Annotated in this window: 18 protein-coding genes and 5 pseudogenes; 13 read left to right on the forward strand and 10 right to left on the reverse strand. The window is 65.0% G+C overall.

The features are described 5' to 3' along the window. Positions 1 to 194: 194 nt before the first annotated feature. From metE to HDG39_RS31035, 3 genes and pseudogenes are all read left to right on the forward strand, one after another. Positions 195 to 2489 (forward strand): 5-methyltetrahydropteroyltriglutamate--homocysteine S-methyltransferase, encoded by a 2295-nt coding sequence (gene metE, locus HDG39_RS31025; protein WP_184011551.1) that lies wholly within the window; start codon positions 195 to 197, stop codon positions 2487 to 2489. A gap of 495 nt (positions 2490 to 2984) precedes the next feature. Beyond that, positions 2985 to 3596 (forward strand): recombinase family protein, encoded by a 612-nt coding sequence (locus tag HDG39_RS31030; RefSeq protein WP_184011553.1) that lies wholly within the window; start codon positions 2985 to 2987, stop codon positions 3594 to 3596. 247 nt (positions 3597 to 3843) lie between these two features. Next, positions 3844 to 4047 (forward strand): annotated as a pseudogene (locus HDG39_RS31035) (SDR family oxidoreductase); the annotation flags it as partial. 47 nt (positions 4048 to 4094) lie between these two features. Here the strand turns inward: HDG39_RS31035 and HDG39_RS31040 are convergent. Next, positions 4095 to 5111, reverse strand: a complete 1017-nt coding sequence (locus tag HDG39_RS31040) for a UDP-glucuronic acid decarboxylase family protein (RefSeq protein ID WP_184011555.1) — start codon at positions 5109 to 5111, stop codon at positions 4095 to 4097. A gap of 51 nt (positions 5112 to 5162) precedes the next feature. Then, a pseudogene (locus HDG39_RS31045) lies at positions 5163 to 5821 on the reverse strand (glycosyltransferase); the annotation flags it as partial. Between HDG39_RS31045 and HDG39_RS31050 the strand changes: the two are divergent. After that, positions 5820 to 5954, forward strand: a pseudogene (locus HDG39_RS31050) (phophatidylserine decarboxylase associated domain-containing protein); the annotation flags it as partial. The pseudogenes HDG39_RS31045 and HDG39_RS31050 overlap by 2 nt on opposite strands. 205 nt (positions 5955 to 6159) lie before the next feature. Here the strand turns inward: HDG39_RS31050 and HDG39_RS31055 are convergent. After that, positions 6160 to 10242, reverse strand: coding sequence for a CheR family methyltransferase (locus HDG39_RS31055; protein ID WP_184011557.1), 4083 nt, complete (start codon positions 10240 to 10242; stop codon positions 6160 to 6162). 104 nt (positions 10243 to 10346) lie between these two features. Beyond that, positions 10347 to 11336 carry a chemotaxis protein CheB gene (locus HDG39_RS31060; protein WP_184011559.1) on the reverse strand — a complete coding sequence of 330 codons (990 nt, stop codon included), beginning with the start codon at positions 11334 to 11336 and terminating at the stop codon, positions 10347 to 10349. A gap of 191 nt (positions 11337 to 11527) precedes the next feature. On the opposite strand from HDG39_RS31060, the gene HDG39_RS35400 reads away from it, so the two are divergent. After that, on the forward strand, positions 11528 to 11653 hold the full coding sequence (locus tag HDG39_RS35400) for a hypothetical protein (RefSeq protein WP_260328391.1): 126 nt from the start codon (positions 11528 to 11530) through the stop codon (positions 11651 to 11653). Positions 11654 to 11658: 5 nt separating this feature from the next. Here the strand turns inward: HDG39_RS35400 and HDG39_RS31065 are convergent, their stop codons facing one another. Beyond that, positions 11659 to 12738: a glycosyltransferase family 4 protein gene (locus HDG39_RS31065; RefSeq protein WP_184011561.1), complete on the reverse strand. Its 1080-nt coding sequence runs from the start codon at positions 12736 to 12738 to the stop codon at positions 11659 to 11661. Positions 12739 to 12877: 139 nt separating this feature from the next. Here HDG39_RS31065 and HDG39_RS31070 point away from each other — a divergent pair, with 139 nt between their 5' ends. The 3 genes and pseudogenes from HDG39_RS31070 to HDG39_RS31080 all read left to right on the forward strand — a co-directional run bounded on the left by HDG39_RS31070 (position 12878) and on the right by HDG39_RS31080 (position 14183). Continuing rightward, a complete protein-coding gene (locus tag HDG39_RS31070; protein ID WP_184011563.1) occupies positions 12878 to 13441 on the forward strand; it encodes a hemerythrin domain-containing protein in 564 nt (187 codons plus the stop codon). A gap of 35 nt (positions 13442 to 13476) precedes the next feature. Then, a pseudogene (locus HDG39_RS31075) lies at positions 13477 to 13695 on the forward strand (alcohol dehydrogenase catalytic domain-containing protein); the annotation flags it as partial. A gap of 215 nt (positions 13696 to 13910) precedes the next feature. After that, positions 13911 to 14183 (forward strand): DUF6723 family protein, encoded by a 273-nt coding sequence (locus HDG39_RS31080; protein ID WP_184011565.1) that lies wholly within the window; start codon positions 13911 to 13913, stop codon positions 14181 to 14183. Between the two features lie 20 nt (positions 14184 to 14203). Here HDG39_RS31080 and HDG39_RS31085 read toward each other — a convergent pair whose 3' ends face one another. Further along, complete coding sequence (locus tag HDG39_RS31085; RefSeq protein WP_184011567.1) at positions 14204 to 14431, reverse strand: hypothetical protein; 228 nt, start codon at positions 14429 to 14431, stop codon at positions 14204 to 14206. Between the two features lie 88 nt (positions 14432 to 14519). Here HDG39_RS31085 and HDG39_RS31090 point away from each other — a divergent pair. After that, positions 14520 to 15281: pseudogene (locus tag HDG39_RS31090) on the forward strand (cytochrome c oxidase subunit II); the annotation flags it as partial. 204 nt (positions 15282 to 15485) lie between these two features. Next, positions 15486 to 15764, forward strand: a complete 279-nt coding sequence (locus tag HDG39_RS31095) for a DUF2934 domain-containing protein (protein WP_184011569.1) — start codon at positions 15486 to 15488, stop codon at positions 15762 to 15764. Positions 15765 to 15779: 15 nt separating this feature from the next. Here the strand turns inward: HDG39_RS31095 and nadE are convergent, their stop codons facing one another. Further along, the gene (gene nadE, locus HDG39_RS31100) at positions 15780 to 16640 is read right to left on the reverse strand and encodes an NAD(+) synthase (protein WP_184011578.1); all 861 of its coding nucleotides are present in this window, start codon (positions 16638 to 16640) and stop codon (positions 15780 to 15782) included. Positions 16641 to 16654: 14 nt separating this feature from the next. After that, positions 16655 to 17179, reverse strand: a complete 525-nt coding sequence (locus HDG39_RS31105; protein ID WP_184011580.1) for a CinA family protein — start codon at positions 17177 to 17179, stop codon at positions 16655 to 16657. A gap of 331 nt (positions 17180 to 17510) precedes the next feature. Here HDG39_RS31105 and HDG39_RS31110 point away from each other — a divergent pair, with 331 nt between their 5' ends. The 3 genes from HDG39_RS31110 to HDG39_RS31120 all read left to right on the forward strand — a co-directional run bounded on the left by HDG39_RS31110 (position 17511) and on the right by HDG39_RS31120 (position 21312). Further along, complete coding sequence (locus tag HDG39_RS31110) at positions 17511 to 19541, forward strand: protein-L-isoaspartate(D-aspartate) O-methyltransferase (protein ID WP_184011582.1); 2031 nt, start codon at positions 17511 to 17513, stop codon at positions 19539 to 19541. 94 nt (positions 19542 to 19635) lie between these two features. Beyond that, positions 19636 to 19956, forward strand: coding sequence for a hypothetical protein (locus HDG39_RS31115; RefSeq protein ID WP_184011584.1), 321 nt, complete (start codon positions 19636 to 19638; stop codon positions 19954 to 19956). Between the two features lie 51 nt (positions 19957 to 20007). Beyond that, entirely contained in the window at positions 20008 to 21312 is a 1305-nt protein-coding gene (locus tag HDG39_RS31120; protein ID WP_184011586.1) for a cation:proton antiporter domain-containing protein, read from the forward strand. A gap of 203 nt (positions 21313 to 21515) precedes the next feature. Here the strand turns inward: HDG39_RS31120 and HDG39_RS31125 are convergent, their stop codons facing one another. Next, on the reverse strand, positions 21516 to 22250 hold the full coding sequence (locus tag HDG39_RS31125) for an ABC transporter substrate-binding protein (protein WP_184011588.1): 735 nt from the start codon (positions 22248 to 22250) through the stop codon (positions 21516 to 21518). Positions 22251 to 22467: 217 nt separating this feature from the next. After that, the gene (locus HDG39_RS31130; RefSeq protein ID WP_184011590.1) at positions 22468 to 23757 is read right to left on the reverse strand and encodes an MFS transporter; all 1290 of its coding nucleotides are present in this window, start codon (positions 23755 to 23757) and stop codon (positions 22468 to 22470) included. Positions 23758 to 23780: the final 23 nt, after the last annotated feature.

Below are 23780 nucleotides of genomic sequence, written 5' to 3' on the forward strand. Positions count from 1 at the left end.
ATGCGGCTCGGTCGTGAGTTGAGTGCTCGTCGCGGTTAGCGATGACGCCGCGCGCAGGAAGTGCACGGCTACCTCGAATGAAGAAAAATAATGGATAAATGAAATAATGCCATTTTTCTTCATGGAACGAAAACCCTATCATCGCTGCCAGTCCTTGCATCGTTCCTCGCACTTTTCATCGGAAGGCAGCCCCAATGGTCACGACACATAATCTCGGCTTCCCGCGCATCGGCGCACAACGGGAACTCAAGTTCGGCATCGAACGCTACTGGAAGGGCGAATCGTCGCGCGACGAACTGAAGGCGCTCGGCGCGCAACTGCGTGCGCGTCACTGGAATGATCAACGCGAGCTCGACCTCGCGCCGGTCGGCGATTTCGCGTTCTACGACCAGGTGCTCGACATGAGCTTCACGCTCGGCAATCTGCCAGCACGCGTGCAGGGCTTTCATGGCGACAAGCTCGACAATTACTTCCGCGTCGCGCGCGGCCGCTCGGCGCAGGGTGCCGAGGAGCACGCCGCGTGTCGCGGCGGCGTCGCGGCCGGCGAAATGACGAAGTGGTTCGATACGAACTACCACTACATCGTCCCCGAATTCACGGCCGATACGAAGTTCAACCTCGACACGTCCGGCTTCCTCGAACAGCTGCGTGAAGCGCGCGAGCAGGGCGTGAAGGCGAAGCCGGTGATCATCGGTCCGATCACGTATCTCTGGCTCGGCAAGGCGAAGGACGACTCCGACAAACTTGCGCTGTTGGCTCGCATCATGCCCGTCTATTGCGCGCTGCTCGACTATTTCAAGGTGATGGACGTCGAGTGGGTGCAGATCGACGAACCGGTGCTCGTCACCGAACTCGATCCTGCATGGCGCGACGCGTTCGTGACCGCGTATCGAGGCTTCGAGGAACGCGGCGTCAAGCTGCTGCTGACGACGTACTTCGGGCAACTGAAAGAGAACCTCGAACTTGCCTGCGGCTTGCCCGTCGACGGTCTGCACATCGACGCGATCAACGCACGCGACGAAGTGGCGGTGGCCGCGCGAAAGCTGCCGGCGCATAGCGTGCTGTCGATTGGCGCGATCAACGGCCGCAACATCTGGAAGACCGATCTGAACGCCACGCTCGAATGGCTCACGCCGCTCGCGCGGCAGCTCGGCGAGCGCCTGTGGCTCGCGCCATCGTGCTCGCTGCTGCACGTGCCGGTCGATCTCGCGAGCGAAGCAAAGCTCGATCCGGAAATCCGCTCATGGCTCGCGTTCGCGCTGCAAAAGCTCGACGAATTGAAAGTGCTCGCCACCGCACTCAATGGCGGCCGCGACAAGGTCGCGAATCAACTCGCCGCCAATGCCGCCGCGATTGCCACGCGCCGCGAGTCGCCGCGCGTGAACAACCCGACGGTGAAGGCCGCGCTGGCGCGCATGGACGCGAATGTCGGCAATCGCCAGCACGCCTACGCCGAGCGCGCGGCGAAGCAGGCCGCGCTGCTCGAACTGCCCGCATACCCGACCACGACGATCGGCTCGTTCCCGCAGACGGCGGAAATTCGCCATGCTCGCAGCCAGTTCAGGCGCGGCGCGCTCGACGAGGCCGGCTATCGGCACGCGATGCGCGAGGAAATCGAGCGCAGCGTGCGCGAACAGGAAGCGTTGGGTCTCGACGTGCTCGTGCACGGCGAAGCCGAACGCAACGACATGGTCGAGTACTTCGGCGAGCAACTCGACGGCTACGCGTTCAGCCAGTTCGGCTGGGTCCAGTCGTATGGTTCGCGCTGCGTGAAGCCGCCTGTCCTGTTTGGCGACATCAGCCGTCCGCGGGCGATGACGGTCGAGTGGATCACCTACGCGCAGTCACTGACGAACAAGCCGATGAAGGGCATGCTCACGGGTCCCGTGACGATCCTGAACTGGTCGTTCGTGCGCGACGACCAGCCGCGTTCGGTGTCGTGCTACCAGCTCGCGCTCGCCATCCGCGAAGAAGTGCTCGACCTTGAAAAAGCCGGCGTGCGCGTCGTGCAGATCGACGAAGCCGCGCTGCGCGAGGGTCTGCCGCTGCGTCGCGCGCAGTGGGGCGAGTATCTGCGCTGGGCGGTGGAATCGTTCCGTATCGCCGCGAACGGCGTGCGGGACGAAACGCAGATCCACACGCATATGTGCTATTCGGAGTTCAACGACATCATCGCGTCGATCGCCGACATGGATGCGGACGTGATCACGATCGAGACCTCGCGCTCGGACATGGAGTTGCTCGACGCGTTCGACGACTTCAGCTACCCGAACGGGATCGGCCCGGGCGTCTATGACATCCACTCGCCGAACATTCCGACCCAGCAACACATCGTGCAATTGATGCAAAAGGCGGCGGAGCGCATTCCGGCGCAGCGTCTGTGGGTGAACCCGGACTGCGGTCTGAAAACGCGTCAGTGGGCTGAAGTGATTCCCGCGCTCACGAACATGGTCGCCGCCGCGAAGATGCTGCGCAGCCGGCTTCAGTAAAGAGCGAGCGAGCCGTCGATTGCTCCGCGGCGGCTACATGCCGCCTCCACCGCTCACGTAACCACAGTTCAATCGCGCCAATACCGACGCCAACCGTATTGGGCGTTCAACGTGGTTGATACACTTTGAAAATTCCTCCGCCCGGCTGCTTGCATCGCCAGTGCAAGCGTCACAGCGAGGCGCCTGCTTGCCCGCCACGCAACGGTCTCGCGCGGGCTGGACCCGGGAACGCTGATTGCGTGTTGACCATGATGGCCGCGGTTAACCACGGTCACCCGCAATCTCACATAGGAGAACGTCATGTCTTCGGACAAGAATTCGAATCGTCAGCCATCGAATCCAGCGCAGCCCGGCCGCGACAGCGGACAGCAGCAACAGAACCAGACTCCTCCGACGCATCAGGGCGGCCAGCGGCAGCCCTGAGCGCGATGAGTGACGGCGTGCCCAGGCGTCGTCGCTCGAAAAAAAGGACTTCCCGGAGTAATAGCGCCGCTAATGGCGGATCGTGACTACGAAGGCGACGTGGAAAAACTACACATCTATCTGTTCGGCGCGCACGATGCGGTTCGGCACGAGCAGGCGCTGATCCGGCTCGACAAGGCCGGCTACATGGTCACGCTCGCGCGGGTCGTGGTCGAGGATCTGCCGACCTATGCGCAGGCGCGCGAACGCCCCGAGCTTCAAAGTCTGATTCGACGAATCGCGCCGCGCGACACGCTCGTCGTGCTCGAGGTGGCCGCGCTCGGCTGCAACGCGCGCGACATTCTCGCCACCGTGATGCAGTGCCGGAAGGCTGGCATCGCTCTGCGTTGCGTCGAAGTCGGCCATACCGACCTGGCCGGGCGTCCCGAGCCTTCGGCACTGAAGGCGTTGCGCGCGCTAGTGCGGCTCGACGCCGCGTGCCGCAGCCTGCGCAGCCGTGACAGTCTCGCGGCCGTTCGCGCGAGCGGGAAGCACACAGGCAGACCGCCGTCGCTTTCCGAGCAGCAGCGCCAACGCGTGCTGCAATCGCTCGGCAGAGGACAGTCGGTCAGCGAGGTCGCGCGGCGCTTCGGCACTTCGCGTCAGACCGTGATGCGCATTCGCGCGGACACAGCAGTCGTGTAGAAATGAACAACGCGGGCGGACGCGAGTCGCTGAGCGTCGATCTGGTCGATTGCCCGGCGGATCGCCTCGCCACCATCTCGGCCGCGTTGAGTTGAAGGGTATAAGCCTTGCTCGATCGTCGGCACCTTGATGGAGGAGAAGCCGATGTCCAACGATCGCTTGACGGGCGCGCCGGGCCGCGACTCGCAAGAGGAAAACGACACGTCCGCGGAGCCCGTGTCGCAAACGCGCCGCAAGGTGGTGCAAAGCGCCGGGTCCTTTCTGGACGCCGTTGCAAGTCAGCGGCGGGCAGACGATGAAGAACCTCGAAAATTTCGGCGCCAACACGCCGATGGGACGTCCGGGCCAGCCGGCCGAAATCGCGCCAATTTATGTGGCGCTGGCGATGTCGCGCGCGAGCTACGTGACCGCACAGGTGTATGGCGCGACGGGCGGCGAGGGGCCGCCGTGATCGCGTGAAGAGCGGCGCCGCGACGGCGGCATCGCTGCGCCGCTGGCTCAATGAAGGCAAGCGGACGTGACTGCGGCGCCGTCCATGCCCGCAGACGGCGGCGTCTGCTGACTCGCCTCGATGCGCGCGCGAAAATAACGCGCGGTGCGCGGCAGCCCTTCGTCAAGCGACGTGCTCGGCTGCCAGCCGAGCAGTTTGGTCGCCAACGAGATGTCCGGCTGTCGATGCCACGGATCGTCGGCCGGCAGCGGCCGTGTTTCGAGCGGCGACGCGGAGCCGGTCACCGCGACGATGCGCTGCGCGATCTCGCGCATCGACACTTCGTGCGGATTGCCCAGGTTGACCGGGCCGCCTGGATCGTCGGCGCAGTTCATCAGCAGGATGAAGGCGTCGATCATGTCGTCGACATAGCAGAACGAACGCGTCTGCGAGCCGTCGCCATAGATGGTCAGCGGCTCGCCGCGCAGCGCCTGCATCATGAAGTTCGACATCACCCGGCCGACGGCCGGATGCATGCGCGGGCCGTAGGTGTTGAAGATGCGCGCGATGCGGATCGACAGACCATGCTGACGGCGATAGTCCATGAACAGCGTTTCAGCGCAGCGCTTGCCTTCGTCGTAGCACGAGCGCGGACCGATGGGATTCACGTGGCCCCAGTAGTCTTCTTTCTGCGGATGGACGAGCGCGTCGCCATACACCTCGCTCGTCGACGCCTGGAAAATCCGCGCTTTCACCCGTTTGGCGAGCCCGAGCATATTGATCGCGCCATGCACGCTGGTCTTCGTAGTCTGCACCGGATCGTGCTGGTAGTGGATCGGTGACGCGGGGCACGCGAGGTTATAAATTTCATCGACTTCCACGTACAACGGGAACGTTACGTCGTGACGCATCAGTTCGAAGTTCGCGCAGTCGAGTAGATGCGCGATGTTGTCCTTCGTACCGGTATAGAAATTGTCGACGCATAGCACGTCGTGTCCCTGCGCGACGAGCCGTTCGCACAGGTGCGAGCCGAGAAAGCCGGCGCCGCCGGTGACCAGAATGCGCTTGCGGGTAAGTTCTTTCATGGTGCGTGATCCTGTGGTCGGACCGCATGAACGTCGAAAAGCAGCGTGGCATCACGCCGTGACGTGCAGCAGCGCGTCGTGCCAGTCCTGCGCGAATCGGTCGATATGAAAGCGTTCGAGCGCCGTGCGCCGCGCGTCTTCGCCGAGCCGCCGCGCTTCGCCGGGATCGCGCAGCAGCCCGAGCATCGCGTCGACGAGCGCGTCGACGTCGGTATGCACGAAGCCGTTCTCGCCGTTGCGGATCACGGTGGCGAGCTCGGTCGTGGCGAGACCGACGATCGGCAGGCCGATCGTCATCGCCTCGACGATCGCGAGGCCGAGGCTGGTCCAGCGGATCGGATTGAAAAAGAAGCGGTAGCGCGCGCTGAACGCGGCCAGATCGAGGTTGCCGATCTCACCGATGCCGTTTAGCCGCTGTGCGTCCATCCCGACGAGATCGAGCGGCACGCGCGTGCGCGTTTCGCCGAAGACATCCGCGCCGAGCCGCCGGCCGCGCTGCGCCAGATGTGATTGACGACCACGATGCCGCGCTGCAGTTCGCCGTTGTAGCGCACGCCGTCGGGCACCACGACGCCATGCTCGATCACGCGCGTCGGCGTGACGCCGCTGTCCCACATCAACCGGTTGAAGTGCGTGACGTGGACCAGCAGCGTGCCGGGATCGTCGACCCAATGCCATTGCTCGAACGGGTTCTCCTGCGGCGGGTCGTGCATGCCGTCCGGCGATGCGCTGTTTCCCGACCCGGCGCTCAACGCGCAACGCAAGCACGTGCTGAACCGCTGGTGTGGCTTCCTGAGCGGCCCGCATTCACGCGAGCATTTAAATACGTCGTCGCCCGACGGCTAGTTCAGCCCCGAGGCCGACAAACGGATCGGCCTCGCCCAATTTGTTTGACGATCCGGCGGTGGGGCAGGTGGCGTGCGTGTTTGCCGGCATGGCGGACGTGTCGTCGTGCATGATCGAGGCGCTGCCGCGAGCGTCGCGTCGCGCAACGCGTCGTCGTCGCAAAGCAACGGCTAGACCCGTTGCGTCCCGCCAAGCCGCTAGTTCAGCCGCGCAGTCGCGCGCAAATGCTCAGCAGGTCTTCGAGAACCACCGGCTTTTTCAGGTGCGCGTCGAAGCCCGCGTGTTCGGCCGCACTGACGTCCGCTTGCTGTCCAAAGCCGCTCACCGCGACGCAGATCACGGACTTCATCGTCGGCATGCCGCGCAGCTTGCCGATGAACTCCATACCGTCCATGCCCGGCATCCCGATGTCGGAAAGAATGATATCGGGCGCGTTGCCGTTGATCATCGTCAACGCTTCCTCGCCGCTCGTCGCGGTCCGCACTTCGGCGCCCTCGCTTTCCAGCAGCAGCCTGAAGGTTTCGACGGTCGCGGCGTCGTCGTCGACCATCAGGATGCGCGTGCCTTTCAGCGGCTCGGCGACGACTTCGATACCCGCACCCGTGCGGGTGGCGAGCCGATGGGTGGGCAGCGTCACCGTGAACGTCGCGCCGCGGCCGACGCCGTCCGACTCCGCGCGCACCGCGCCGCCGTGCAGGTTGACCAGATCACGCACCAGCGCGAGGCCGATGCCGAGGCCCCCGCGGCGCGAGCCCGGATCGCGGCTCTGCTGGAACATCTCGAAGATATGCGGCAGCAGCGACGCCTCGATGCCGATGCCGGTATCGCTGACGCGCAGCACGGCCTCGGCGTGATCGTTGACCTGCAACGACACCCGGATCGAACCGCGCTGCGTGAATTTCAGCGCATTACTGATCAGATTCCACACGATCTGCTCGATACGCGTGAGGTCCGCGTGAACGATCACAGGCGCATCGGTGATGTCGACGCTCAACGCGACGCCGCGCTGCGCCGTATCGTGCTGCACCGCGCTGCACACGCGCTGCACGATCTCGCGCATGTCGACCACGGTGCGCACGACCGACAGCTTGCCGGTGCGCACGCGCGAAATGTCGAGCAGATCGTCGATGATTTGCGCCTGGCCGATCACGGTGCGGCGAATCGTATCGGTCGCGCGCGACACGTTCAGGTTCTGCCGCGTTTCCGGCGCACGCGCGATCAGTTCGGCGCTCGCCGAAATCAGGTTCAGCGGATGCTTGAGCTCGTGCGATACGACCGCGAGAAATTCGTCGCGGCGCCGCTGCGCGTCGCGCTCGCTTGCCGCGCGCAGCGTTTCGACATGGGTGCCGCGTCCCGAGGTCGGTTCATTCACATATTCGCCGAGATCGCGCGTGATCTGCGCAAAGCCGCTGATGCCCGGTTCGTCGAGACGGGACAGCACGCCGCTCGCGAAAAAGCGCGTGCCGTCCTTGCGCAAATGCCAGCGCTCCTCTTCGGCGCGGCCATTCAGACGCGCTTCGGCGAATTCGCGTTGCGCGACGTTGTCGGCGCGGTCCTCTTCGGTGTACAGGATGTCGGCGGACTGGCCGATCATATCGGCTTCCGTATAGCCGAAAATCCGTTCCGCGCCCGCGTTCCAGCTGTTGATCACGCCGTTGTCGTCGAACGTGATGATCGCGTAGTCGCGCGTGCTTTCCGCGACGATGCGCATGCGCCGCTCGCCTTCGCGCAGCCGGTCTTCCGCCTGACGCCGCCCGGTGATGTCGATGAACGACAGCACCGCGCCGTCGATGCGGTCTTCGGTCGTGCGGTAAGGCACGAAACGCGCGAGATACCAGCGCCCGTCGTTGCTCTTCAACTCGCGTTCGATCAGGCGCAGCGAGTCGAATGCCTCGGCCGCGTCGTCGGCGAGCTTGTCGTATTCGAGGCGGTGCGTGATGTCGAGCAGCGAGCGGCCGATGTCCGACGGAATGATGCTGAAGACGTCGGTTGCACGCGGCGTATAGCGCTTGATGCAGATGTTGCGGTCGACGAAGATCGTGCCGATGTCGTTCGCGGCGATCAGATTGTGCAAGTCGTCGTTGATCTTGCCGGTTTCCTCGACCTTCGACTTCAGCTCCGCGTTGACCGTGGTCAACTCCTCGTTGATCGATTGCAGCTCTTCCTTGCTGGTTTCGAGTTCCTCGGTCGCCGAGCGCAGTTCCTCGTTGATCGCCTGCAATTCCTCGTTCGATGCCTTCAGCTCCTCGGTCGAGGTTTCCGACTGCTCGATGGTGGACTGCAACTGTTCCTTCGTGCGTTGCAGTTCCCGTTCGAGCTGACTGATGATCGGGTCTTTCTGCACGTCGGCCGGCGCCGTTTCGGCGTTCGCCACGCTGTCCTCGACCTCGTCGAACAGCACCAGCACGAAGTCCGCGTTCGCTTCCGGATCGTGCACGGGCCGCGCGGTCATGTTGACGAAGTACGACCGGCCATCGCGCTCGATGCGCACGCGGCGCGCTTCGACGCTGCGGTTCGTGTGCAAGGCCTGATAGATCGCGGTGCGCAGTTCCAGCCGCAGTTCCGGACGCACGACCGCCACGATGTTGTGCGACGGCTCGCCGCCGGAATACTGCAGAAAACGCCCGGCGCGATCGGACAGATGAACGATTTCGGATTCGCGGCTCACCAGCACGCTGGGCGGCGCATATTGCTCGACGAGCCGCTGATGCAGATCGCCGAACGAAAAGCGCCGGCGCCCCGGCGGCTGCACCGTGGTCACGACAGGCCGCGAGCTCATCGTGCCGGAAATCGCGATCGGCACCGGCGTATCACTGCGCACCGCCATGTTCGCGCGATAGATGCGGTTGCGCTTGTCGACCACGGTGAACATCGAGCTCACGCCGTCGGCCGACTCCGAGCTGCCGAGGAACAGCACGCCGCCGGGACGCAGCGCGAAGTGGAACATCTTCAGGATTTCGATCTGCGCTTCGCGGTCGAGGTAGATCAGCAGGTTGCGGCAGCAGATCATGTCGAGCCGCGAGAACGGCGGGTCGCTCAGCACGTTATGGTGGGCGAACAGCATGTGTTCGCGCAGCTCTTTCTTGATCCGGAAATGCGCGGCGTCCCTCGTGAAGAACTGGCGGATGCGCGCCGGCGTCAGGTCGGCGGAGATCGAGTCCGGGTACACACCGGTGCGCGCGAGAGAAATGGCGCGCTCGTCGATGTCGGTCGCGAATACCTGAAAAGACACGCCCTCGGGCGACTTCAGCGAGCGTTCCTGCAGCAGTATCGCCAGCGAATAGGCTTCTTCGCCCGTCGCGCAGCCCACCGACCACACGCGGATGCGGTCCTGTTCGCCGCGGTTTTCGAACAGGGGCGGCAACACTTCACGTTCGAGCACGTCGAACGCTTCCTTGTCGCGGAAGAAATTGGTGACGCTGATCAGCATGTCCTGCAACAGCGCCTGGGTTTCTTCAGCGTGCAGATGCAGATAATCGCGATACGCCTGCAGATCGGTAATGCCGTTGACTTGCAGGCGGCGTTCGATACGCCGCAGAACCGTGGCCCGTTTGTAATGTCGGAAATCGTGTGCGGTGCGGGTGCGCAGAATCACCATGATTTCGCGCAGCGCGCGCTCGGCCGACTCGTTGACCGTGTCTTCCTCGGGCTCGTCCGCCTCCGCGGCCGGCAGATGGATTTCCCGCGCGGTGGACCACAGATCCATCAGCCGTTGCGGCATCTCGGCCGCGGTCATCACGAAGTCGGCCATGCCGGTCGCGATTGCGCTGCGCGGCATGCTGTCGTGTTCCGCCTCGGAAGGGTCCTGCACGAGCGTGATGCCGCCCATTTCCTTGATGCGCGACAAGCCGACCGAGCCGTCCGAGCCCGCACCCGACATCACGATGCCTATCGCGCGCTCGCGGTGCGCCTCGGCGAGCGTGCGGAAAAACAGATCGATGCTCGCGCGGCGTCCTTCCTCGGGCAGCTTCCGCGTGACGCGCAGGTAGCCGTCGACCATGATCATCTCGAACGAGGGCGCGACCAGATAGACGTGGTCCGATTCGATCGGCGTGGGGCCTGTGACCTGCTGCACGGACATGCTGGTGACTTTCTGCAGCAGTGAGGCCAGATTGCTTTCGTGATCCGGCAACAGGTGAACGACCACGACGAAGGCCATCGACGTGTGCGCGGGCAGCGCCTCGAAGAATTCCGTCAGCGCGTTAAGCCCCCCCGCCGATGCGCCGATACCGACGATCGGATAGAGTGCCTGGCTAGGCAGAGTTTGCCCTCGCTTCTTTGACATGGCTGCGTGTCCCTTCATGGAAAGGATAGTGTCCAGCGGTGGATTTTTATAGGGCGACGAGCCCATTTCTTGCTGGCTCGGACGGCTATTATCCCGCAATGCACTCATTTTTCCATCAGCATCGACTGCAGCAGTTCGGCCGCGTGCCTCGCGCGCAGCACATTTTCCTCCTCGCGCTGTTGCGCGGCGGTATCTCCGCTTTTGGCGAAATGGTCGCGCAACTCGCGGCTAAACATTTCGCGCTCGCGCAGCGCACGCAGCGCCTTGCGCAATGAGTCCTCGGCATCCGTCATGCGGCCGTCGCCGAGCGACGCGGCCGAATACGCATGACCGGTATGACAGCGATAACGCATCACCCGCGATCCGGTGATGCGCCACAGCGTGCCGTTGCATTCGGGGCATGTGAAAGTCGATGGCGTGGCGAGTCCCCTGATTGCTTCGAATGCCGTGGTGCCGGCCAGCCACGCGTCTTGTTCGAGAACGATGCGATCGGTCGCCTCGCGCCGCGCACGGCCGTTTTTTCCCGTCGCGCTGGCGTTGCCGCCGGTCAGTTTTACCAGACATTGCCCCATTTGATCGAGCGGCAGCACGTGGTCGGCAAACGGCGATGCATGTCGCGGCATCTCGCTTGCGAACGCGTCGACCGGGTCCTGGACGAGCGTCGCGCCGCCGCACGCCTGGATTGCTTCGAGGCCCGCGGTGCCGTCGTCGAGCAGGCCGGTCAGGATCACGCCGATCGCGCGTGGCCCTATCTGCGCGGCCGCACTGCGAAATAGGGGGTCGATCGCCGGGCGCGCGAAATTCTCTTTCGCGCCGTGCAGAAGCCGCAGTAGCCCATCCTCGACGACGAGGTGCCGATCGGGCGGCGCCACGTAAATTCTGCCGGGCGCGTAATGTTCGCCATCCTGTGCGTGCTTGGCGGGTAGCGGTCCGGCCTGGTTCAGCAGCGCGGGCAGCATGCTGCCATGCGCGCCGATATGCAACACGACGGCGATACTGGCGGGCATATCGACGGGAAGCTGCGAGGCAAGCGAACGCAGCGCATCGACCCCGCCCGAGGACGTGCCGATTACGATGAAGTCGCGTTGGGTCAAGTGGGCTCCGGGACGTGGAAGCGGGGCTGAAAGCGGACCTTTCTTGTTAGTCAAAACAAACAAGCAAGCGATATGCCGTCTCTGCATTTTTTGGGGCGTTGCAGGTAGAAACGTTCTGTCGGCGACGGCGGTTTTCAGCCTCCGCGACAATCCAGGCACGCGGGCCGAAAGCGACGCGCGAAGCTCGCACAATGCATATGACGAATGTCGTGCAACATCAGCTGCCGGGCGAATCGACCCAGTTCGTGAATCTGGTCCGCAAGTGGGACGATCTCACGATGCGCTTCGCCGATGCGCTGCGCGGGCGGTCCGGTTAACGCAATTACACCGGCGCGGGCTGACTGCCCGTCGCTCGCGGGCGGCCGCTCGTGTCGAGCGCGAGCAGCGCGTCGTAGATCGTCAGATAGTCGTCGGTCATGCGCGTTGCCGTGAAGCGGCGCTCGAACGCGCGGCGGCACGCGCCGCGCTCGATACCGTCGATGCGCTCAACCGCTTGCACGGCCTCGTCCACGTTATCGACGACCAGGCCGCTCACGCCGTCTTCGAGTAACTCGGGCACCGCGCCGCGGCGAAACGCGATCACCGGCGTGCCGCATGCCATCGCCTCGATCATCACCATGCCGAACGGCTCGTCCCATTCGATGGGCAGCAGCAACGCGCGCGCGTTCTCGAGCAAGTGCCGGCGCGCGAGGCCGCCGACTTCGCCAAGGTATTCGGTGAACGCGCTCGAGCGGCGCAACAGCGGATCGATGCGTTCGCGGAAATAGTCGCGTTCGCCGGGATGAATCTTCGCGGCGATTTTCAATGGCAAGCCGCTGCGGCGGGCGATGTCGATCGCGAGATCGGGACGTTTCTCCGGCATCATGCGGCCGAGGAAAAGCAGGTAGGAACCTGCCGTCGGTTGAAACGCGAACTCGTCGAGCGGCAGGCTGTGATGCACCGTGCCCTGCCAGTTCGCCCACGGCACGGGCCGGCGCTGACTGGCGGAAATCGACACCACCGGCACGCGCGCGAATTCGCGAAACAGCGGACCATGATCGTGCAGCAGCAGACGGCCGTGCAGCGTCGTCAGCGTACGGCACGGCAGGCGCTCGGCCCACGCGAAATGCAGCGGCTCGCCGTGAAAATGAACGACGTCGAAGCGGTCCGCGTCGCGAATCACGCGCGCGAGCTGCCTGACGTGATGGGTTTGCGTGTCCCACACGTTCGCGTCGCGCCAGAGTCCATGCGGGCAGATCGGCACGAGCCGCGCGGCGCTCGTCGAATCGGCGCTCGCATAGAGCGTCACGTCGTGGCCGCGCGCGACCAGTTCTTCGGTCAGATACGACACGACGCGTTCGGTGGCGCCGTACGCGAACGGCGGCACGCTTTCGTAAAGCGGAGCGATTTGGGCGATTCTCATCGGTCGTTGAAAAGAGGAAAGAGAGGTTAGCGCGCAACACGCGGCGCCGCACCACTGCAGCAATCGACGTACCTCCGCGGGACCGGTGGCGGTATGGTGTTTGCTCGATCAGGGCACTTGACCGATTGAAGGAGCCGCCATGAAAGACCGCGCAACGCAGTCCGCTTCCGACGACACCAAGCCCACCGCCTCACGCGAAACCGCGAACACGCCCGACGCGCTCGCGCTGCTCGAAGCCGATCATCGCGCCGTCGAAAAACTGTTCGACGCTTTCGGCAAATCGCGCGGCGACGAGCGCGACACGCTCGAAGCCAAAGCCGCGCTGGCGCAGCGCGCGTGCGAAGAGCTGACGATGCACTCGATCATCGAGGAAGAGCTGTTGTACCCGGCGGCGCAACAGGCGCTGCCCGACGAAGACAAGCTGGACGTCGATGAAGCCTACGTCGAACATTTTCTGGTGAAGACGCTGATCGCGAAGTTCGAGACGCTGAAGCCGGGCGACCAAGGCTTCGACGCGACGTTCAAGGTTATGTCCGAGCTCGTGCGTCATCACGTCGAGGAGGAGGAAGGGGAGCTCTTTCCGGCCTTGCGGCGCACCGGCTGCGATCTCGCCGCGCTCGGTGAAAAGATCGCGGCGCGCAAGCAAACGCTGCAAGCCAGGCTGGATCAGGCGGGCAGTCGCGCGGTCGGCGACAAGACCTGATGGGCGCAAGCGCCATCGAACATCGGAGGTGAATGATGAAGGCAGTGGTATTTCACGGCATCGGCGATATCCGGCTCGACGACGTGCCGGACCCGCAGTTGCAGCAGCCGGCCGACGCGCTCGTGCGGTTCACGTCGAGCGCGATTTGCGGAACGGACCTGCACATGGTGCGCGGCACGCTCGGCGAGATGGAGTCCGACACGATTCTCGGGCACGAACGCGCCGGCTACATCGCGCGATGCGATACCGCGAATGCCTACCGCGAGTTCGACCGGCGCGAGCCGGGGTAGATCAAGGTCAAGCTGGAGCCTTGAAATACGCGCGGCAGTCGCGCTGATCCGTTTGAAGCGGCGCCGCGACAGGGAAGTCCATAAGTCGACGCTTATGGACGAACGCATCCTTTTATACCTCCATTAACATCGGTTTCAGAAGGGCATAACAGGATCGCCTAACGCAGGCAGGGAGTGATATGTCCAGGAGAAAGCTGAAACTGATCCAATACTCGCCGGCGACGATCCTGTCGCGCGACGACTTTTCGATCTTCGTCACCGCGCGACGCAGCGCCGATGGACGATTCTATGCCGACCTGCTGGTCAGCCGTAAAGTGGACGGCCGCCGACTGTTCCCTTTCGATGGCGCACCCGATGTCGGTCCGTTCGACAGTATCGAGGAAGCGCGGCTCGCCGCCGAGGAATACGGCGCGCGGATCGTCGCGGCCGACCTTGCCTGTCCCGAGATGTAAGCGCGCGGCCCGTGCCGCGCTCAGCGATCCGGCCGCGATGGCGACCGGATCGCGTCGATCGTCGACGACACGCCGGCATCGGCGCGCCTCGCGCTATCGCCTGGCGACTGCATCCCCGCCTGACGCGTGTGCCAGTCCGCGACCGGCACACGGCGGACCTGCGTGTCCGCCGTTTTCCTTCTGACGTCGTCATCCCGGCTCCCCTCGAATGTCCACAGATGGCCAGGATTGGCCACCCGGTCGAGCATCGGCCGTTGCTTTGCAGCTGTCGTCGTTGGAACGGTGCTTGCTGTGCTGCACGCGAACCACTGGCCTACCTGCCTTCGACGTCGCGCAATGATCGATCTTGCTGGACCTATCGGACCTACGGCTTCCCATCGCACGCCGCGCCTCGCGCGGCGCGGCGTGCGGATACTGCTCGCCTGCGTGGCACGCGGCGCTTGCGCACAGCAACCGCCGCAGGATGCGCTGCATCCGGCCGGCGTGCAGGCCGCGCACATTCTGCGGCTGTGGCACCTGTCGTTGATCGTGTGCGGCGCGGTGTTCGCGGCAGTGCTGTTCGCGACACTGATTGCGCTGGTTCGCCGCACCGATAGGAGCGGCGATACTGGCGACACTGCGCAAGGTGTCGAGCACGCGTCACTCGCGCAGCCGCGCGAACGCGGAACGCAGCGCGTGGTCGCCGTCGTCAGCGTCGCGTCGGTGGCGCTGCTGTCGGGGCTGATCGTCGCCGACGTATTGACGGATCGTGCGCTGTCACGCTTGCCGGTCGACGACGCGTTGCATCTCGAAGTCACCGGCGAGCAGTGGTGGTGGAAAGTCGACTATCCTGGCGATCCGCAACAGCCGGGCTTCTCGACCGCGAATGAATTTCACGTGCCCGCAGGGCGGCCAGTCGTCATCGCGCTGAAGGCGAGCGATGTGATCCACAGCTTCTGGATGCCCAATCTGCACGGCAAGAAGGACATGCTGCCGGGCATCGATTCGACGATCGAATTCCGCGTCGACAAACCCGGCGTCTATCGCGGCCAGTGCGCCGAATATTGCGGTGCCGAGCACGCATGGATGGCGATGTTCGTGACCGCCGACACGCCCGAACATTAGGTGTTGACGCATATCCGCAGCGCCTGGGGCAACAACGCGCAGTCCGTCACCGCCAACGACGTTGCGACGCTGCGAAACGAGCTGCACAAATAGCAGCACACGCCGCGCGGAACAACGCTTGCTCGCCTGTCGCTCGCCGTCATTCGGGCACGGCGCGCGTGGCGCCGTATTGCATCGCTCACGTTCACGGAGAGACACATGGACAAGGAACTCGAAGCCCGCATCCGCACGCGGGCGTATCACATCTGGGAAAACGATCCGTCGCCGGAAGGCAGGGCCGACGACCATTGGGAAGAAGCGCGCCGGCAGATCGAGGCGGAAGGCGCGGTCGATGAGGCTGCCGCGCCGCAGGAGCCGACCGATCAGTCCGCCGATCGCGACCGCGGCTCGCGCATCGCGCCCGAACAGCAACTGCAGGAAATGCCCGGCGAGGACATCGAACCGTCGAAGCGCGCCAAACGTCCGCGCGCCGGATGAGCGGGCGCCGCGCTTTCACACCGACGCCGACGATGGCGTCGGAGCCACCGGCAGCGCGCGCTTGTGGCGCGTCGCCATGTAAAAGCGGCGGATCGTGGTCACGACTTCTTCACTGACGGGCTTGCCTTCGAGGAAGTCGTCGATGTCCTGGTAGCTGATGCCGTAGCTGTCCTCGTCCGGCTTCTGCGGCGTCAGCGATTCGAGGTCCGCGGTCGGCACCTTGTTGACGAGCCGCTCCGATGCGCCGAGCGCATGCGCGAGCGCGCGCACGCGGCGCTTCGTCAGGCCGGCGAGCGGCAGGATATCGGCGCCGCCGTCGCCGAACTTCGTGAAGAAGCCCATCAGCGATTCGGCCGCGTGGTCGGTGCCTATCACCACGCCGACCCGCGCACCCGCAATCGCGTATTGCGCGATCATGCGTTGCCGCGCCTTGATGTTGCCGAGCACGAAGTCTTCCTGAAAGTCGTCGACGTACTGCACGTTGCCGCGTTTGAGCGAAGACAGCATCGCGTCGGCGGGCTCCTTGATATTGACCGTCAGCGTTTCGTCCGGACGGATGAACGCGAGTGCGGCCGCGGCGTCCTCTTCGTCGCGCTGGCTGCCGAACGGCAGACGCACCGCGACGAAACGGGCTTCATAGCCGCCGGCGCGCAGACGTTCGACGGCAAGCTGCGCGAGGCGCCCCGCGGCCGACGAATCGACGCCGCCGCTAATGCCCAGCACGTAGGTGCGCAGGCCTTGCGACGCCAGATAGTCGCCGAGGAACGCGACACGTCGCTCGCGTTCGCGGGCCACGTCGAAATCACGCTCGACGCCGAGTTCGTCAATCACTGCCTGTTGCCAGGCGTTGGCGTCGAAGGAAGATTGCAGATTCATCGTTCGGTCTCTCTTCAGTGGTCCCGCTGGATGCGCGGGAGTTGATCGAAGTAATGCTCGACGCGCGACAGCGCATACAGCGCGGCGGCCGAACGCACGTCGTTGCGGTCGCCCAGAAAGCGCCGCGTCTCGGCGAACGTGACGAACTGATCGCCCGGACGCCGGAACGCCCAGGCGAAGCATTGCGTGCCCTGCGGCGGATCGTCACCCGAGCCGCCATGCGCGCCGCCATCGGCGAGCCCCGTGTTCGATACCGCGATGTCCGCACAGCAGCCTTCCTGGCGCAACGCGCCCTCAGCCATTTCGCGCGCGACCGCTTCGCTGGTGAGTCCGTATTGCTTCATCGTGCTTTGCCGCACGCCGAGAAACCCTGCTTTGCCCGACGGCGAGTAGCTGACGAAGCCGACGTCGAGACATGCGCCGCTGCCCGGCACGCTCGCCAGATATGACGCGATCTGGCCGCCGGTGCAGGATTCGGCGGTCGCGAGCTTCAGACCTCGCGAGTTGAGGAAGGATACGACCTGCATGGGAATGTTCATGATTTTCGCCCTTGTCGTGCGATGGAATCGGACCGGCGTTTTGTTCGCTCAAGCGCTCGCGCCGGAACCGCAGCAAATATCGGTCCGCGCTCGGACCGCGGACGCGTGACGGCGGCACGTGCGTTGCTCGGGCGATGACGGCCGCGAGAAGGAGGATGGCTGCATCAAGGTCGTGATGAAGCCGTAGCGCGCACTTCACGTTTCGCGCACCGCCACCGGTCCCCGCTGGCGGTATGCTCGTTGCTGAAGCGTGGAACAGCAGTGCACTCGCGCGCGGCCCCGTGGCAAGTGCGGAGCGCGCAGAGCGCCGCGCATTCGCGAGGAGGCGGCGATGAGCGATTTCGACGAAGCGCGCGCATGGATGGTCGAACGGCAGATCGTGCAACGCGGCGTGCGCGACGACTACGTGATCGAGGCGATGCGGCGCGTGCCGCGCGAGGCGTTCGTGCCCTCCGATCTGCGCGAATTCGCGTATGACGATACGCCGCTGCCGATCGGCGGCGAGCAGTCGATCTCGCAGCCGTACATCGTCGCGAAGATGCTCGCGGCCGCCGAGTTGCAGCCCGGCGATCGCGTGCTCGACATTGGCACGGGCTCCGGCTATGCGGCCGCGATCGCCGCGGAGATCGCGGGCCGGGTGGATTCGATCGAACGAGACGCGAGCCTCGCCGAGGGCGCGCGCGAGCGCTTGCAGCAGCTCGGCTACGAGAACGTCGAAGTGCATGTCGGCGACGGCACGGCAGGTCTTGCCGAGCATGCGCCCTATAACGCGATCATTGCGGCGGCGGGCGGACCGCGTGTGCCGCGAGCGCTGCGCATGCAACTCGCCGTTGGCGGACGGCTCGTGATGCCGGTCGGCAGCAGTCCGAGCCGTCAGCGGCTCGTGAAGATCGTGCGGCGCGACGAACACGACTACGACGAACATGCGTTCGGTGAAGTGCGCTTCGTGCCGCTCGTCGGCGACGATGGCTGGCCGGAGCCGGGCGGCGCGCCGCGCACGGATTTGCGGCCCACGCCCACGCCCGCCCCGCTCGCGCCTCTGCCGGCCGCGCCTAAGCCGGCCGCGCTCGAAGTCGCGCTTCGCAACGCGGCCGAACCGTTGCCCGACATCGATTCAGCGGAATTCGCGGCGTATTTCGACCGCTTCGCCGGGCGGCGCGTCGTGCTGCTCGGCGAGGCCAGTCACGGCACGTCGGAGTTCTATCGCGCGCGCGCCGCAATCACGCGACGCCTCGTCGAGCAGCACGGCTTTTCGATGATCGCGGTCGAGGCCGACTGGCCCGACGCCGCGATCATCGACCGGCATGTGCGCGATCGGCCGATGCCCGGCGAGCGGTCCCGACCGTTTCGCCGCTTTCCGACATGGATGTGGCGCAACACCGACTTCATGGGCTTCGTCGCGTGGTTGCGCTCGCACAACGCCGCGCACCGCGAGCGCGAAACGCGCTTTTACGGGCTCGATATCTACAGCCTGTCCGAATCGATCGACGCGGTATTGCGCTATCTCGACAGCGTCGACCCGGCCGCGGCGCGCATCGCTCGCGAGCGTTATGGGTGCCTCAGTCCGTGGCAGAAAGATCCGGCCGTGTACGGACGCGCGGCGTTGAGCGGCGGCTACGCGCAGTGCGAAGAGCACGTGGTCGCGCAGCTCGGCGATCTGCTGAAAAGTCGGCTCGACTATGCGCGCGAAGACGGTGAGCGCTTCCTCGACGCGGCGCAGAATGCGCGGCTCGTGGCGGTCGCCGAGCACTACTATCGCGCGATGTACTACGGCGGGCCGCAAAGCTGGAATCTGCGCGACACGCATATGTTCGACACGCTGCGTCATACGATCGACAGCCACGGGCCGCAGGCGCGTCTGGTCGTGTGGGCGCACAACTCGCATATCGGCGACGCGAGCGCCACGCAGATGGGCCGCGTGCAGGACGAGATCAATCTCGGCCAGCTGTGTCGCGCGCAGTTCGGCGACGCGGCGGCGCTGATCGGGTTTGGCACGCACAGCGGCACGGTCGCCGCGGCGAGCGACTGGGGCGGACCGATGGAGGTCAAAACCGTGCAGCCATCGCTCGAGGGCAGCGTCGAATTCAGCATGCACGGCACGGGTCTCACGCGCTTCCTGCTCGACCTGCGGCCCGGCGTGCACGACGCGCTGCGCGAACGGCTGCGCGCGCCGCTGCTCGAGCGCTTCATCGGCGTCCTCTATCGGCCCGACACCGAGCGCTATAGCCACTATGCGGAGGCGTCGCTGGCCGAGCAGTTCGATGCGTTCGTGTGGTTCGATCGCACGAGCGCGGTGAGCGCGCTGCCCGTTTCCGCCGACGAGAAAAACCACGCGGCGGAGACTTTTCCATTCGGTGTATGAGGGCGCTCGGCACGCTCGCGCCTCAGGCGAGGAACGCGGCTTGCAACGGAACGGACACTGCAAATCCAGCTTGTCCGAACCGAGGGGGTCGCTTATGAACAAGGTTGTACAGCGCTTTACCATCGCCGCGATGTTGGGTGTGGCCAGTGGCGTCGTCTGCGCGCAAGCCGGCGAGCGGGCCGCGACGCCGCCGGCTGGCGCTGCGCAACCCTTGCTGTTCGCGCAGGCCGGCAAAGACGCGGGCACCGAAGGCGGAGCGGGCGCGGCGGGCCAGTCGGGTACGCCGCCCGCCGGGTTGAGCCGCGACCAGGCGAACCGTGAACAGGCGGGGCGCGCGAACCAGCCCGCGGCTCAGCACGGCCAGCACCGCCGGCAAGGCGCGAGCGCGCCCCACGGTGCGAGCAGCGCGCGCTAGCGGCGACGCGGCCCGGCCGCCGCCGTCGTCGCGCGTGCTCGCGATTCCGTTATGAAAAACGAACCGGTCTGGTTCCTGCTGATCGGTGCGCTGCTCACGTTCATGGCCGTCGCGCGCGGGCCGATCCGCCGCTTGCCGCTGACCGGCGCGATGATCTATCTGCTGGTCGGCGTGGCGATCGGGCCGGCCGTGTCCGGACTCGTCGGTGTCGATCTGCTTGGCAATACCGCGTTGCTCGCGACGCTCGCTGAAGTCGGGCTCGTCGTGTCGTTGTTTTCGATCGGCATGCATCTGCGCGTGCGGCTGCGCAATCCGTTGTGGCTGTTGCCGCTGCGGCTCGGCGGCCCGGCGATGCTCGTCACCGTTGCCTTGATGTTCGGCTTCACCGCCTGGGTGACCGGACGCGCGGACGGCGCGGCGTTGTTCCTCGCGGCCGCGCTCGCGCCGACCGACCCGGTGCTCGCCAACGAGCTGCGCGTGACGCAAGCCGGCGACGACGAGCCCGTACGGTTCGCGTTGTCGGGCGAAGGCGGCCTGAACGACGGTGCCGCCTATCCGTTTGCGGTGCTGGGTCTGACGCTTGCCGGCGCGCGGCTGTTCGGCTCCGGCAGCGGCGTACATTTCGTCGGCTCGGTGTTGTGGGGGATCGTCAGTGCGCTCGTGATCGGCTGCTTATTCGCGATCGTGTTCGCGCGCGCGATCTTCTTTCTGCGCACCCGCTACGGCGAAGCGATCGGTCTCGACGGGTTTCTCGCGCTAGGCCTGATGTCGACGTCGTACGGCGCGGCGCTGCTGCTGCACGCGTATGCGTTCGTCGCGGTGTTCGTGGCGGGCGTCGCCGTCCGTCACGAGGAGTTGCGCGCGACGGGCGACAAGAATCCGTCGGAAGTGCTCGACGAAGTGCAGCACGGCGAAAAGGCCGACGTCGCCAAGGACCCGGAAAAGGCCCATGCGATCCTCGCCGAATCGATGATGGGCTTCACGCGCGAAATGGAGCGGCTCGCGGAGTTGTCGCTGATGCTGATCATCGGCTGCGTCGTGTCCGCGCATTGGCGCGAGATGTTCGACCTGCGCGCCGTGTTGCCCGCGGTGTTTCTGTTTGTCGTCGCGCGGCCGCTGTCCGTCGTCGTCGCGATGATAGGTGCGCGCATCGACAACAGCCAGCGGCATCTGATGGCGTGGATGGGGATTCGCGGAGTCGGCGCGTTTTATTACCTGATGTTCGGCCTCGAATACGCGCGCGGCGAGATGACGCCGCTGCTGCCCGCCGTGCTCGATGCGATCGTGTTGTCGGTGCTGCTGCATGGCTCGACCGCGAACTATCTGTTGCGGCGGTATTTCGATCGGCGTCGCTGAATGAAGCGACGGTTTTGCCGCTGCTTGTATCGCAATGTACCTGCCCGTATTAAGGCGTTGCGCGGTAATGTGGATGCGCAGACTAAGCGCGTTTGAGCGTCGCTGAGGGTGTTGGCGGGGCCGCGCCGAAGCATCGCGCGGCTCCGCGTATCTGCTATGCCAGCAGCTTCGAAAGCTACGCGGTGTCGGGTTCGAGCGGCCAGCTACGCCGCAGGCGCAACCGACGCTCCCGCGATCTTGTGCCGCGCGAGCGATTGCGCCACAAAACCCGAGGCCTTCATCTCTTCGACAAACGAACACAGCGCGTGAGCCGCCGCTTCGCCGCGGCTCTTCGGCAGACCCATCGCCTGCCGGATCACCATGAAGCGTTCGTCGAGCAGCCGCAGGCCGGCGGTTTGCTTCGCATCGGCTTCGAGTTGCTGCTTCACGCCTGCCGCCACGTCCAGATGCTGCTCGATAAACGTCGGCACGACGCTCGGCGAGCTCGGCGCGCGCACGATTTGCGCGGATTTCAGCTCGCGCGTCAGAAACAGATCGTACGCACTGCCTTTGCCGACGACGACTCGGTTGTGCGCCTGATCCACATCCTGATTCGAGCGCACCGGCGAGTCGTCGCGCACCAGGTAGAAGCCTTCGATCAATACATACGGCGACGTGAACGCAATCGTCTCGCCGCGCAACGGATCGATCGCGAAGAAGCCGAAATCCGCGCGCTCGTCGCCGACGGCCTGCACCGATTTGCCGGCCGTATCGAAGACCACCAACTCCAGTTCGATGCCGAGTTTCGCGGCGAACGCGCGCGCGAGATCGACCGATACGCCGAACGGCTCGCCTGAGTCGGCGTGGTGATTGGCCAGGATTGGATTGCCGAGATTGATCGACGCGCGCAGCTTGCCCGTGGGCGTGAATGCGGCGACGACGGAGGGATTGATGGTCATAAGGCCTCTCGTGGCGACCGCGTTTGGCGCGAAGCGCAGTCTTAGGGTCCGAGGATCTCGCTGATGCGGGATAGCGCGTCGAGAGTATGCAGCAGATGCTCGCCGATTGCTTCTGACACTTCTTGGTTGCGCTCGCGCTCCAAGAGTTCGACAGATCGTCGGGGGACGCCAGTTATCCGTGCCACGTCCCCTCGCCGTTTCACCCGCCAGCGGCACTTCAATCGCGCAACTTGACCGCCGTCATCCGCGGCATCAACAGATGAATGATGCCCAACGCAACCAGATACGCCGACGCGCCGACCGTAAAGAGCGCCCAATACTGCCCGGTGCGCTGCAAGGTCTCGCCGATCACGCCGGAAAAGAAGAACGAACCGACCATCCCCGCCACGCCGCCGATACCGACCACCGTGCCGACCAGCCGCTTCGGAAACACGTCGCCGACAGTCGTGACGAGGTTCGCCGACCAGCCCTGGTGCGCCGCTGCCGCGAGACCAACGGCGAAGACCGCCCACCACAGGCTCTGGAAATACGACAACGTTGCGATCGGCACCACGCACAATGCACAAATGAGCATCGTGAGCTTGCGCGCGAAATTCGGCCGGTTGGTGCGCGCCATCAAACGCGACGACAGCCAGCCACCCGCCACGCTGCCGACCGATGACATCGTATAGATCGCGATCAGCGGCAGGCCCATGTGGCCGATGTCGATATGGCGCGACTCATTGAGCCACTTGGGCAGCCAGAACAGATAGAACCACCACACCGGATCGGTCAGCAGCTTGCCGAAGACAAACGCCCACGTTTCGCGGTACTTGAGCACCGACAACCAGCCGACTTTCTGCTCGACGACTTCCTCGCGATCCGCATTGATGTAGTCGAGTTCTTCCTTCGACACCGACGGATGCTCCGAAGGCTGCCGATAAACGAGCATCCACACCATCAGCCAGATGAAACCGGTCGCGCCGCCCGCGATGAACGTTGCGCGCCAGCCCCACGTCACGGCAGCGATCGGCACGAAGGCCGGCGCCACGATGCCGCCGATCGTCGCCCCCATGTTCCAGAAGCCCGTCGCTAGCGCGCGTTCCTTCTTCGGAAACCACGTGGCGGTAGTGCGGATCGCAACCGGAAAATTGGCCGCCTCGCCGAAGCCGAGCAGACCGCGCACGGCCGCGAAGCCCGGCACGGTCGATGCCACCGCGTGGAGCATCGCCGCGAGACTCCACAGCGCCATCGCGCTGCCGTAGACCTTCTTCGTGCTGACGCGATCCGCGATGCGGCCGAAGATCGCGAGACCCACCGCATAGGCGACCGTAAACACCATCACGGTCTGCGCGTACTGCACCTGGCTCCAGCCGATATCCTTTTGCAGCAGCGGCGCGAGCAGCCCGAGCATCTGACGATCCATGTAGTTGATCGTCGTCGCGGCGAAGATCATCGCGCAGATGGTCCATCGGTATCGTCCGACGGCCGTGCGTGCGGCGGCCGTCGTGGCTTCTATCGTTTTCATCGTGTCTCCTTAAGGTTTCTGGA

This window comes from Paraburkholderia lebeckiae (genome assembly GCF_014201005.1).
GTDB classification, from domain to species: Bacteria; Pseudomonadota; Gammaproteobacteria; order Burkholderiales; family Burkholderiaceae; genus Paraburkholderia; species Paraburkholderia tuberum.

What these genes read in the sequence shown, in the direction of transcription:
- metE (WP_184011551.1), top strand. Translation starts at nt 195, where the DNA reads ATGGTCACGACACATAATCTCGGCTTCCCGCGCATCGGCGCACAACGG.
- HDG39_RS31030 (WP_184011553.1), top strand. Translation starts at nt 2,985, where the DNA reads ATGGCGGATCGTGACTACGAAGGCGACGTGGAAAAACTACACATCTAT.
- HDG39_RS31040 (WP_184011555.1), bottom strand. Translation starts at nt 5,111, where the DNA reads ATGAAAGAACTTACCCGCAAGCGCATTCTGGTCACCGGCGGCGCCGGC.
- HDG39_RS31055 (WP_184011557.1), bottom strand. Translation starts at nt 10,242, where the DNA reads ATGTCAAAGAAGCGAGGGCAAACTCTGCCTAGCCAGGCACTCTATCCG.
- HDG39_RS35400 (WP_260328391.1), top strand. Translation starts at nt 11,528, where the DNA reads ATGCATATGACGAATGTCGTGCAACATCAGCTGCCGGGCGAATCGACC.
- HDG39_RS31065 (WP_184011561.1), bottom strand. Translation starts at nt 12,738, where the DNA reads ATGAGAATCGCCCAAATCGCTCCGCTTTACGAAAGCGTGCCGCCGTTC.
- HDG39_RS31070 (WP_184011563.1), top strand. Translation starts at nt 12,878, where the DNA reads ATGAAAGACCGCGCAACGCAGTCCGCTTCCGACGACACCAAGCCCACC.
- HDG39_RS31080 (WP_184011565.1), top strand. Translation starts at nt 13,911, where the DNA reads ATGTCCAGGAGAAAGCTGAAACTGATCCAATACTCGCCGGCGACGATC.
- HDG39_RS31085 (WP_184011567.1), bottom strand. Translation starts at nt 14,431, where the DNA reads ATGCTCGACCGGGTGGCCAATCCTGGCCATCTGTGGACATTCGAGGGG.
- HDG39_RS31095 (WP_184011569.1), top strand. Translation starts at nt 15,486, where the DNA reads ATGGACAAGGAACTCGAAGCCCGCATCCGCACGCGGGCGTATCACATC.
- nadE (WP_184011578.1), bottom strand. Translation starts at nt 16,640, where the DNA reads ATGAATCTGCAATCTTCCTTCGACGCCAACGCCTGGCAACAGGCAGTG.
- HDG39_RS31105 (WP_184011580.1), bottom strand. Translation starts at nt 17,179, where the DNA reads ATGAACATTCCCATGCAGGTCGTATCCTTCCTCAACTCGCGAGGTCTG.
- HDG39_RS31110 (WP_184011582.1), top strand. Translation starts at nt 17,511, where the DNA reads ATGAGCGATTTCGACGAAGCGCGCGCATGGATGGTCGAACGGCAGATC.
- HDG39_RS31115 (WP_184011584.1), top strand. Translation starts at nt 19,636, where the DNA reads ATGAACAAGGTTGTACAGCGCTTTACCATCGCCGCGATGTTGGGTGTG.
- HDG39_RS31120 (WP_184011586.1), top strand. Translation starts at nt 20,008, where the DNA reads ATGAAAAACGAACCGGTCTGGTTCCTGCTGATCGGTGCGCTGCTCACG.
- HDG39_RS31125 (WP_184011588.1), bottom strand. Translation starts at nt 22,250, where the DNA reads ATGACCATCAATCCCTCCGTCGTCGCCGCATTCACGCCCACGGGCAAG.
- HDG39_RS31130 (WP_184011590.1), bottom strand. Translation starts at nt 23,757, where the DNA reads ATGAAAACGATAGAAGCCACGACGGCCGCCGCACGCACGGCCGTCGGA.